This window comes from Pseudomonas sp. TMW22090 (assembly GCF_022496665.1).
GTDB classification, from domain to species: domain Bacteria; phylum Pseudomonadota; class Gammaproteobacteria; order Pseudomonadales; family Pseudomonadaceae; genus Aquipseudomonas; species Aquipseudomonas gregormendelii.
The window spans coordinates 681,563-688,945 of sequence record NZ_SCFH01000002.1; the positions used below are offsets into that span (position 1 = coordinate 681,563).

5 protein-coding genes are annotated in these 7,383 nt (G+C 60.2%); all 5 read left to right on the plus strand.

From position 1 onward, the window contains the following. The first annotated feature begins 72 nt into the window (after positions 1-72). Positions 73-594: a sigma-70 family RNA polymerase sigma factor gene (locus EQV97_RS09240; RefSeq protein ID WP_122837438.1), complete on the plus strand. Its 522-nt coding sequence runs from the start codon at positions 73-75 to the stop codon at positions 592-594. After that, a complete protein-coding gene (locus tag EQV97_RS09245; protein ID WP_240888847.1) occupies positions 591-1,553 on the plus strand; it encodes a FecR family protein in 963 nt (320 codons plus the stop codon). Before EQV97_RS09240 ends, EQV97_RS09245 begins: the two co-directional genes overlap by 4 nt. A gap of 172 nt (positions 1,554-1,725) precedes the next feature. Continuing rightward, a complete protein-coding gene (locus EQV97_RS09250) occupies positions 1,726-4,065 on the plus strand; it encodes a TonB-dependent receptor (RefSeq protein ID WP_240888856.1) in 2,340 nt (779 codons plus the stop codon). Positions 4,066-4,668: 603 nt separating this feature from the next. Continuing rightward, positions 4,669-6,699 (plus strand): DUF3274 domain-containing protein, encoded by a 2,031-nt coding sequence (locus EQV97_RS09255; RefSeq protein ID WP_240888848.1) that lies wholly within the window; start codon positions 4,669-4,671, stop codon positions 6,697-6,699. After that, the coding region (locus EQV97_RS09260) for a DUF2875 family protein (RefSeq protein WP_240888849.1) at positions 6,696-7,383 on the plus strand (688 nt) is incomplete at its 3' end. The genes EQV97_RS09255 and EQV97_RS09260, both read left to right, overlap by 4 nt.

Consider the following 7,383-nt stretch of genomic DNA (forward strand, 5'->3'; position numbering starts at 1 on the left):
CCACCACACCCGGTCGATCTATATGATAAGTATTATCATTTGTGATATTTACTCATCCGGCGCCTCCACCTCATGTCATCCCCCCCTCAAACCACCTTCTGCGACCTGGCCACGCTGTACCAACAACAGCACAGCTGGCTGCAGAACTGGCTGCGGCGCCGGCTTGATTGCTCACAAAGCGCCGCAGACCTGGCGCAGGACACCTTTATGCGCCTGCTGGCCAAGGAGCAGGTGCCAGAGTTGCATGCGCCGCGCACGTTTCTGGCGAAGGTGGCGCAGAGTGTTTTGTCCAATCACTACCGTCGGCAAAAGCTCGAACGCGCTTACCTGGAAGCGCTGGCCGCGATGCCCGAGCTGACTGCGCCGAGCCTGGAGACCCAGGCGATTTTGCTGGAGACCTTGATTGCCCTGGATGCTGCACTTGAATCCCTGGAGCGACCGGTGCGCGAGGCTTTTTTGTGGTCGCAGGTGGATGGGTTGAGTCACGCCGATATCGCCCAGCGGCTCGCGGTGTCGATCACCACGGTCAAGCGTTACATCGTCAAGGCCGGGGCGCTGTGCATCATGCTCGATAGCAGCCTGGACCCGACGTGAGCCCGGCCATCACTGGCGATATCGCCGAACAGGCCATGCACTGGCAGCTGGAACTGCAGGAGCCTGGCGTCAGCGCGGAAACCCTGGTGGCCTGCATGAGCTGGCGCCAGGCCCATCCCCTGCACGAGCGCGCCTGGCAGCGAGCCGAAGCGCTCGCGCAGCGCATGAGCGAGATGCGCTCGCCAAACCAGCGCCCCTTGGCTCATGCCGCCTTGCGACCCACCCTGTCTCGACGCACAGCGCTCAAGCAGCTTGGCCTGGTGTTGGCAGCCGGTGCTGGCGCCTGGAGCATGAAGGACACCGCAGTGCTGCAAGACCTGACGGCGGATTACCACAGCCAGGTCGGCGAACAGCAACGTCACGTACTCGCAGACAACACCGAGGTTGAGCTCAATACCGACAGTGCGATCAATGTGGCCTTCGAGCGCGAGGCGCGGCGCATCAAGCTGTTACGCGGCGAGATATTGATCACCCGGGACAAGATTGCCGACGGTCGCCCGTTGTCGGTGACAACCGCTGAAGGACGTATTGATGTGGCGTTGGCTCGCTTCAGCGTGAGGCAGCGCGCGGGGGTGACGCAGGTCAGCGTTTATCAAGGCTCGCTGGTGATCAACCCGATGGCCCAGCGCCAATTGGCAATGACGTTGGAGGCTGGCGAGCAGTTGAGCTTCAACGCAGAAGGGGCCATTACCCGACGCGTCGCTGCGCTGACGGCCCCCGCCTGGAGCCAGGGCATGCTGGTGGCTCAAGCGCAGCCGTTGCAGGAGTTTCTGGCTGAGCTGGGCCGCTATCGACGCGGGCACCTGACGTGTGATCCGAGGCTGGCCAACGTGCCGGTATCGGGAACCTTTCCCCTGGCGAACACCGAGCGCATCATTTTCGCCGTCGCCGATACCCTGCAGCTCGACGTCCGGCAATTCACCCGCTACTGGGTCACGTTGCAGCCCCGGCAGGCCTGAGACATTTTTTTTGCGCTTGGGTGGTCCGTTTTCGAATCTCGCGAGACTTAAACCCCAGACACTTATTTTCATTGGGGTATCACTCGTGGATTTCACTGCATGCAACGGCCGGGTCTGGCACTTTTCTCTCAAGCACAAACTGGCCTGCGCCGTGGTTCAGGGCGTTGCCTGCATGGCAGCAGCCGCGCCGTTACTGATCGCGCCGAGCTGGGCCGAAGCTGCCGAACAGGCGCAGCAGGCATTTGATATTCCGGCAGGCCCGTTGGCCCCGGCGCTCACTCGCTTCGGCCAGAGCGCCCACATCCTGCTGTCCTACCCCGCGCCATTGACGGAGGGCCAGACCACTCAGGGGCTGCAAGGTCGCTACGATGTGGACCAAGGCCTGGCCATGTTGCTCGCCGGCAGCGGCCTGGAAGCCAGCCGCAACGCCAGCGGCAACTACACCCTGGTGGCCCGTTCGGAAGAGGCGTTGCAACTGGGCGCGGTGTCGATTTCCGGCAAGGCGCCGGGCTCCACTACTGAAGGCAGCGGGCTGTACACCACCTACTCGTCCAGCAGCTCGACCCGGCTCAACCTGACCCCGCGGGAAACGCCGCAGTCGCTCACGGTGATGACGCGCCAGCGCCTGGACGATCAGAACCTGACCACCCTGACCGATGCGATGGACGCCACACCCGGCATCACCGTGATTCGAGACGGCGTCGGTGCAGAGACAGACACCTACTACTCGCGCGGCTTCGTCATCCAGAACTACGAGATCGACGGCGTGCCCACCAACACCCGCCTGGACAATTACACCCAGAGCATGGCGATGTACGACCGCGTCGAGATCATCCGCGGCGCCACCGGTTTGATCAGCGGCATGGGCAACCCCTCGGCGACGATCAACCTGATCCGCAAACGCCCCACGGCCCAGGCTCAGGCCAGCATCACCGGTGAGGCGGGTACCTGGGATCGCTACGGCAGCGGCTTCGACGTGGCCGGCCCGCTGACTGAAAGCGGCAACGTGCGCGGTCGCCTGGTGGCCGACTACAAGACCCAGGATGCCTGGATCGACCGCTTCAACCTGCAATCGCAACTGCTCTACGGCATCAGCGAATTCGACCTGAGTGAAGACACCCTGCTGACCATGGGCTTCAGCTACCAGCGCACCGACGTCGACTCGCCATTGCGCACGGGCTTGCCATCGCGCTTCAGCACCGGCGAACGCACCGACCTCAAGCGCTCGATCAACGGCGCGCCGGACTGGTCCTATAACGATCACGAGCAGACCACGTTCTTCACCTCCATCGAACAGCAATTCGCCAACGGCTGGAGCGGCAAGATCGAGTACACCTACGCCGAAAACAAATTCGACGAAGCCTTCAACTATGTCATGGGTGATTTGAACAAGGACGGCAGCGGCACCTCGCAATTGCCGGTGCGCTTCTCCGGTACGCCACGGCAGGACAACCTCGACCTGTACGTGACCGGCCCGTTTGGATTGTTCGGGCGCGAGCATGAATTGATCGGCGGCATGACCCTGTCCAAGTACAAGGAAAACGTCCCGGGCTGGGGCGGCTGGCAATACGACTACGCCTCCTCTGCCGCAGGCGCGATCGACAACCTGTACACCTGGGACGGCAACTCCGCCAAACCCGACTTCGTCGAAAGCGGCAAATCGTCCATCGACGAGTCGCAGTACGCGGCCTACCTGACTTCGCGGTTCAGTGTGACCGATGACCTGAGCCTGATCCTCGGCAGCCGTCTCATCAACTGGAAACGCGACACTTCGGACCGCCCGTATGGCGCGCCGGAAACCGAAGTCAATCGGGAAGAAAATGGCGTGTTCATCCCTTACGCCGGGGTGGTTTACGACCTCAACGATACCTGGTCGGTGTACGCCAGCTACACCAGCATCTTCAGCCCGCAAGCCTCATGGGTGACCAACGAGGACAACAAGCCGCTGGACCCGATGGAAGGCAAGGGCTACGAGATCGGCCTTAAAGGCACGCACCTGGACGGCAAGCTCAATTCCAGCGTTGCGCTGTTCAAACTGGAACAGGACAACCTGGCGATCTGGCAACACGACAACGTCTACTCCGCCGAGCAGGACACCACCTCCAAGGGCATCGAACTGGAGCTGAACGGTGAACTGGCCGAAGGCTGGCAGGCATCGGCGGGGTACGCCTACTCGGTGACTACCGATGCGGACGACAGCCGTATCAGCACGATGATGCCGCGCAACAGCGTCAAGACGTTCACCAGCTACCGCCTGCCGGGCGCGCTGGAGAAGCTGACCTTGGGTGGCGGCGTCAACTGGCAGAGCAAAACCGGCAACGACCTGCACACCTTTAGCCAGGGCAGCTACGCGATCACCAATCTGCTCGCGCGTTATGAGATCAGCCGTAACCTGACGGCTTCGGTGAATCTCAACAACGTGTTTGATCGCGCCTACTACAGCTCCCCCGCGCTCTCGGCGAACTATGGTGCGCCACGCAATGTGATGACCAGCTTCAAGTACGACTTCTGACGTTGATGGGCAGTGTGCAGTGCGGATGAATTTGTCTTCAACGCACTGCACGGCGCCAGACGGCACACTGGCTTCGCTCATTCAGGAAACTAGGATTTGCCCGCCCTCCCGCGGGATTTTTTTGTCTGCAGGAAAAAGATCGCAGCCTCGTTTCACTCGACAGCTCCTACGGGGGCGTTGGTGTCTCGTGCTGAATAAGGTTTACCTGGCTTCTCGGCAGGTGGGTGCCTTGGATAGGGGGAAGTCGGCTGTAGGACGATTCTGAAATTGCAGGGTTGGGCAAAGTCCCGATTTCCGGGCTCGGCCCCGTATTCACGCCGCTTCTGCCCTCCAAGCTGCAAAAAACCATACAGAGCCACCACGTCGCTACGATTGTGCCCGCCGATCCGTGCACGCTAACGTCCAGCCGCATTGCTCATTTGCGACTCGCGGTCTTATGCCCCGACCGGTTTCGCAGATGCTTTTAGGAACTCTCCAGGAGCTTTCGCCGGAGTAAACGTTAATGGACCTGACAACGATATGTGCGCTGCGAAATCGGCGCCTGCTCAAGTGTGTAACCGCCAGAGAAGCGATGCGTGCCAGCGGCTCGAAAGGGGCCGGCCAATGAGCAGCGAGGATTATTACAGCGTAGCGGAACTCAAGTTCCGCCTCCTCCCCAACTGTAACACCGTGCTGAACATGGAAGTGCCCGCCGACTTGCCGGGGGTGGTGATTTTCCTGCACGGCGTCAATGACCCCGGGGCGTCCTATGAATCGGTTGAAATCGGGTTATGCCAGGGGGTTAACGAGCGCCTGGATCGGCCGGATCTGAAGGCGGGGCGATATGGGGCCAAGTACCACAACGCCAAGCAAACGCCTCGGGAAACTTGGAAAGATAAAGAAGAACAAATACTCGACGACCCGGACACTTATCTTTATCAGCGCGACACGGTCGATCCCAAAACCCGCAGCCTGATGATCCCTTTCTACTGGGGCTATCGAGCCGCACCGGAACACGTCAAGCGCGATGATGCCGGTGATCCGTTCAGGATGCGCAACCAGTTTCAGGATATCCGGGGCAATCGCCTGGATCGCCACTTTGCCAAGGGCGGTGGTTTTTTTGTCAATGCCACCAATAACCTGGAGCAGATGTATGGCGAGGGTTTCCAGGCCAACTGGAAAACCGCCACCGTCGAACGCGCGAATCCGAACAATTACCTGCTCTTCGCCGATGCGCCGCTACGGCAGTACTTTGTGTTGGCCGCCCACCGTCTGGCGATGCTGGTCAATGAGATTCGCCGGGTATCCCCTGATGAAACCATCACCATCATGGGCCATAGCCAAGGCACCCTGATCGCGTTGTTGGCGCAGGCCCTGTTGGTGGACAAGGGGCAGCGCTGCGCCGACACGCTCATCATGGTCGACTCGCCTTACAGCGTGTTACCCAAGGTCACTCCAAAAGACCATGACACACTCGCCACGTTGATCCGCATCGTCACGGCGGTCACGCAAACGCCCCATGCCCAGCCACCGTTAGCCGCGCTCAGGGATAGCAAAACCTATGGCGGTCGCACCGGCCCGCGATGGTCGCCGACTCAAGGCACCCGCAAAGACAAAATCGGCAACCTGACGGTGTTTCCCGAGCGCGACAATCGCGGCAAGGTGTACCTGTATTTTTGCCCGGACGACACCACCGTGGCCCTGGACGATGTGCAAGGCATTGGCACCTACGGAGTGCCCGATGCGACGCCTGACGGGCGACCGGCGATGATGGCGCTGCAATCGATGGGCTTTTATCAACGGCTGTGGACCCGGCGTCATCGTGATGGGGATCCGGTGCCGGTGGGCAAGCCACCACAACCTGAATTCATCCGCGCGCCGGGCGAGCACCGCTACCCGGGCGCGTCCCTGGTCACCGGGATGGTCTCGCAAGCGCCGATAGCCGAAGGGCAGGAACGCCTGATCAATGCCGAGGCCCTGAACCCGCCGCATGCGCCGCAGATGTTCGGTGGCGAAGCGATCAAAGGCAGCCCGGCGACCGCAGGCCTGGACAAACCTGATGATGTTGGAAAGAGCGTTGCACTGGGCAAAGACGCCGCGACATTTTTGTGGATAAAAATGCCCGCCGAGTATGACGCCCCGAACACTACGCAGCAGGAGGCGTTAGACCGCTTTAACGGATTAACTGCCGACCAGGAGGACCATACTCGCGCGGTACGAAAAGGCCCGGCCCGCTCCAACTCCAGCTCCAGTTCTTGTCACGAGCGCGAGGAAACTCCGCGAGAAGCCCGGGCGCGCATGGAGCATGACCAAGGCACATGGGACGCCAACTCCTACCACTCAGCGATCTTGCGCAGCCCGGAAAACCAGAGGTGGGTGACGGCGATGGACATTGCCATTGGCCAGGCCCGCTGCCTTGATGAGCCGGCCATGTGTGAGGTGTTGGTGGCGATTGCGGATTGGAAGATGGATGAATTGCAATACAGCGAAGTTACCAAACTGCCGGGTTGGTCTCGGCTTAGCGCTGAGGCTCAGGCACTAGTGGAGTCCAGTCACCTGTACTACCAGGAAGGAATATTTCCGCCCTCCGATTTGGTATCGCTGACGCCCCCCGCTCTGCTTGCCGGCACCGCTAAAAAAGGAGTGGCCTTGTGAGCGACTCTCAACACCGAACCCGAACTTTACCGGGACTAAAGCCTTACCTATGGATCGCCGGAATACTGCTAATCCTATGGCTCGGCTTCGTCTGGATGGTCCACATCAAGGCAGAGGAAAACAACGTGGTACTACGTGACATGAACCCGGTCATACGGTGGGGAATCGCTGCCATTCTGGGCCCTTTACTTGTGATCTTCAGCGTTCACTGGTGGGGCAAAGCCGTGGCCAGTGAAAGGGCGGAGTTCGCTGCTTATAAAGCAAAAGTCATGGCGCAAATCACCGAGCAGCAAGCCACGCAAGCGCGGACTTATGCGTTGGAAATTCGGGGGGTGGGGATTGCGGTGGACGACTGGCATCAATCGTCGATATGGCGAGAAATTAAAAAAAAGAACGACAACTTCACTTCGATCTATTCACGAGACGCCAAGGATTATGATTCTGCATTGAGCTCCCGGCGAATCACCAAGGCAATCAACACTCGTGTTGCTTTCAAACATTCGGCAGGCGAGTCGGTGGCGTACTGGCCAATCCCGGTGTTTTCCATCGCACCGAACAAGCAACCGACAGATACAGGGGCTGCGAGCAATATCCTCAGCGGTCGCAATGCTGCCACGCTTGGGGTCACGCTCTTTTTGTGGCAGGACGCGGAAAATACAACCCATGCTCAGGGCATGATCGAGC